Origin of the sequence: Arenimonas sp., from assembly GCF_019459675.1 — a bacterium.
Lineage (GTDB): Bacteria > Pseudomonadota > Gammaproteobacteria > Xanthomonadales > Xanthomonadaceae > Arenimonas.
In genome coordinates, this window is the sequence record NZ_JAIBFH010000185.1 from 1 (window position 1) to 3,128 (window position 3,128).

Annotated in this window: 4 protein-coding genes; all 4 read left to right on the plus strand. The window is 71.5% G+C overall.

Going from position 1 to position 3,128, the window contains the following annotated elements; all coding sequences use genetic code 11:
* Positions 1–524 (plus strand): HisA/HisF-related TIM barrel protein (locus K0M70_RS06460; protein ID WP_290780791.1); only part of this gene is annotated, 524 nt, incomplete at its 5' end.
* Positions 518–1,294 (plus strand): imidazole glycerol phosphate synthase subunit HisF, encoded by a 777-nt coding sequence (gene hisF, locus K0M70_RS06465; RefSeq protein ID WP_290780792.1) that lies wholly within the window; start codon positions 518–520, stop codon positions 1,292–1,294. The genes K0M70_RS06460 and hisF, both read left to right, overlap by 7 nt.
* Complete coding sequence (hisIE, locus tag K0M70_RS06470; protein ID WP_290780793.1) at positions 1,284–1,898, plus strand: bifunctional phosphoribosyl-AMP cyclohydrolase/phosphoribosyl-ATP diphosphatase HisIE; 615 nt, start codon at positions 1,284–1,286, stop codon at positions 1,896–1,898. Before hisF ends, hisIE begins: the two co-directional genes overlap by 11 nt.
* Positions 1,899–1,945: 47 nt before the next feature.
* Positions 1,946–3,128: metallophosphoesterase N-terminal domain-containing protein (locus K0M70_RS06475; protein ID WP_290780794.1), on the plus strand; the 1,183-nt coding region annotated here is incomplete at its 3' end.

The window sequence follows — 3,128 nt, forward strand, 5'->3', positions numbered from 1 at the left end:
CGCGGCTCATGGTGCTGCCCGGGGGGGGGGTGCGCAGCTACAAAGACGTCGAGGCCCGGCGGGCGGCCGGCGCCGACCGCGGGGTGGTGGGCTCGCTGGCGGTGCGCGAGCCCGGCCGCGTGGCGTCGTGGATCGCCCGCTTCGGCGCCGAGCGCATGACCATCGCGCTGGACACGCGCCGTGACGAAGAAGGCCGCTGGCGCCTGCCGGTGCACGGCTGGACCGAGAACGGCGGCAAGGAGCTGGACGTGCTGGCGGCGGCCTACGCCGAGGTCGGCCTGCGCCACCTGCTGTGCACCGACATCAGCCGCGACGGCATGCTGTCGGGGCCCAACCTGGACCTGTATCGCTACCTGTGCCAGCGCTTCCCGCGCCTGGCCGTGCAGGCCTCGGGCGGCGTGAGCGCCGCCGGCGACGTGGCCGAGGCCCGGCGCGCCGGCTGCAGCGGCATCGTGCTGGGCAAGGCGCTGCTGGACGGAAAGTTCAGCCTGGCCGACGTGATCGCGGAGCAGTCGCCATGCTGAGCCGGCGGCTGATTCCGTGCCTGGACGTCAAGCACGGGCAAGTGGTGAAGGGCGTGCGCTTCCGCGACCACGTGGTGATGGGCGCGATCGAGGACCTGGCGCTGCGCTATCGCGACGAAGGCGCCGACGAACTGGTGTTCTACGACATCACCGCCAGCCCCGAGGGGCGCGGGGTGGACGTGGCCTGGGTGGAGCGCGTGGCGCGCATCATCGACATTCCCTTCTGCGTGGCCGGCGGCATCCGCACGGTTGAACAGGCGCGCGCTGTGCTGCACGCCGGCGCCGACAAGGTGTCGGTGAACACGCCGGCGCTCGAGCGGCCCGGGCTGATCAATGAACTGGCGGCCGAGTTCGGCGTGCAGTGCGTGGTGGTGGGCGTGGACAGCCTGCGCGACGAAGACGGCCAATGGCGCGTGCGCTCCCACACCGGCGACCCGGACAAGACGCGGGCGCTTTCGCGGCGAACCCTGGACTGGGTGGTGGAGGCGCAGCAGCGCGGCGCCGGCGAGATCGTGCTCAACTGCATGGGCAATGACGGCGTGCGCACCGGCTACGACCTGGAGCAGCTGCGCGCCGTGCGCGCGCTGTGCCGGGTGCCGCTGGTGGCCTCGGGCGGCGCCGGCACGGCCGAACACTTCGCCACGGTGTTCCAGGACGCCGACGTGGATGCGGCGCTGGCCGCCACGGTCTTCCATTCCGGCGCCGTCCGGATCCCCGAACTCAAAGCCACCCTGCGCGCGCAGGGCATCGAGGTGCGCGATGTCGCCTGAACAAATCCAGGCCCTGGCCTGGGAAAAACAGGGTGGCCTGCTGCCCGCCATCGTGCAGGATGCGGCCAACCGCCGCGTGCTGATGCTGGGCTACATGGACCGCGCCGCGCTGGACGCCACCTTGGCCACCGGCCGCGTGACCTTCTTCAGCCGCAGCAAGCAGCGGCTGTGGATGAAGGGCGAAACCAGCGGGGACATCCTGGAGCTGGTGTCGCTGGAGGCCGACTGCGATTCCGACACGCTGCTGGTGCAGGCCACCCCGCGCGGCAACACCTGCCACCTGGGCCGCAAGAGCTGCTTCCCGGGCGCGCCCGTGGACTTCCTGGCCGAACTGGATGCGCTGGTGGCCACGCGCGAACGCCTGCGCCCGGAAGGCAGCTACACCACGCGCCTGTTCGAAGGCGGCGTGCGCCGCATCGCCCAGAAAGTGGGCGAAGAGGGCGTGGAAACCGCGCTGGCCGCGGTGGCCGAGGACGACAACGCGCTGCTGGGCGAAGCGGCCGACCTGGCCTTCCACCTCACGGTTTTGCTGCGCTCCCGCGGCCTGGGCTGGAATGACGTGGTCGCCATCCTGCAATCCAGGCACGCCGCCGCCAGCCGCTGAGCGCAGGGCTTACCCGGCATAATCTCGTTTTCGCTCCGGGAACGCGCATGCGCCTTGCCTCGTTGATGGTCGTTGCCCTGCTAGCCGCGCCCGTGGCGGCGAACGCCACGCTGTGCCCGCGCGGCGTGGTGTTCAACGACCTGGACGGCGATGGCCGCCGCGGTGCGGCCGAACCGGGCGTGGCCGGCGTGGCGGTTTCCGACGGCAGGCGCATCGTGCGCAGCGCTGCCAGCGGTGAGTACTCGCTCCCCGCAGCCCCCGGCAGCACCGTCTTTGTGATCAAGCCCGCTGGCTGGCGCGTGGCGACCGGCGGGGACGGGCTGCCTGCGTTCTGGCGCAACCTGCCGCCCGGGCAGCCGCCCTTGCTCAGGTTCGGCGGCATCACCGAGTCGTCCACCGCATGCCGTGATTTCGCGCTGGTGCGCGACCCCCGCGCACCCGGCACGCTGCGGGCGCTGGTGTTGGGCGACCCGCAGCCGCGCACGGCCACCGAGGTGGGCTACTACGAGCGCAGCATCGTGCAGGGCATGCTGGACCGCTATGCGGCGCCCTCAGCCGCTGGCGCCGGGCCACTCTACCTGGCCGCCAAAGCCGGCCACCTGGGCCTGACGCTGGGCGACGTGGTGCATGACGACCTGTCGCTTTATCCGGCCATGAATCGCGCCACGGCGCGGCTGGGATTGCCGTGGCTGCACGTGGCCGGCAACCACGACCTGGATTTTGACGCCGCGCGCGACGAGGATTCGCTGCTGAGTTTCCGCAACACCTACGGCCCCGATACCTTCGCCTGGGAAGAGCACGAAGCCAGCTTCATCGCCCTGGACAACGTGGTTTACCAGCCCGGCCGCCAGCCCGACTACGTGGGTGGACTGCGCGAGGACCAGTTCGCGTTCCTGGCCGCGTACCTGCCGACGCTGCCGCGCGATCGCCGGCTGGTGCTGGCGGCGCATATCCCGTTCTTCGAACCCAGGCCCGGACGTGAATCGTTCCGCCCGCGCGACCGTGAGCGGCTGTTCGCGCTGCTGGCGGATTTCCCGAACGTGCTGCTGCTGACGGCGCACGGCCACGAGCAGCGGCACCATCTGCACGACGCCGCCACCGGCTGGCGCGGCGCCACGCTGCTGCACGAATACAACCTGGGCGCTGCCTGCGGTGCGTTCTGGAGCGGCGTCAAGGACGCCTCCGGCGTTCCGGTCGGCACCATGGCCGACGGTACGCCGCGCGGCCCAG

Coding starts and splice junctions, on each gene's coding strand:
- hisF (WP_290780792.1), top strand. CDS start 518: ATGCTGAGCCGGCGGCTGATTCCGTGCCTGGACGTCAAGCACGGGCAA.
- hisIE (WP_290780793.1), top strand. CDS start 1,284: ATGTCGCCTGAACAAATCCAGGCCCTGGCCTGGGAAAAACAGGGTGGC.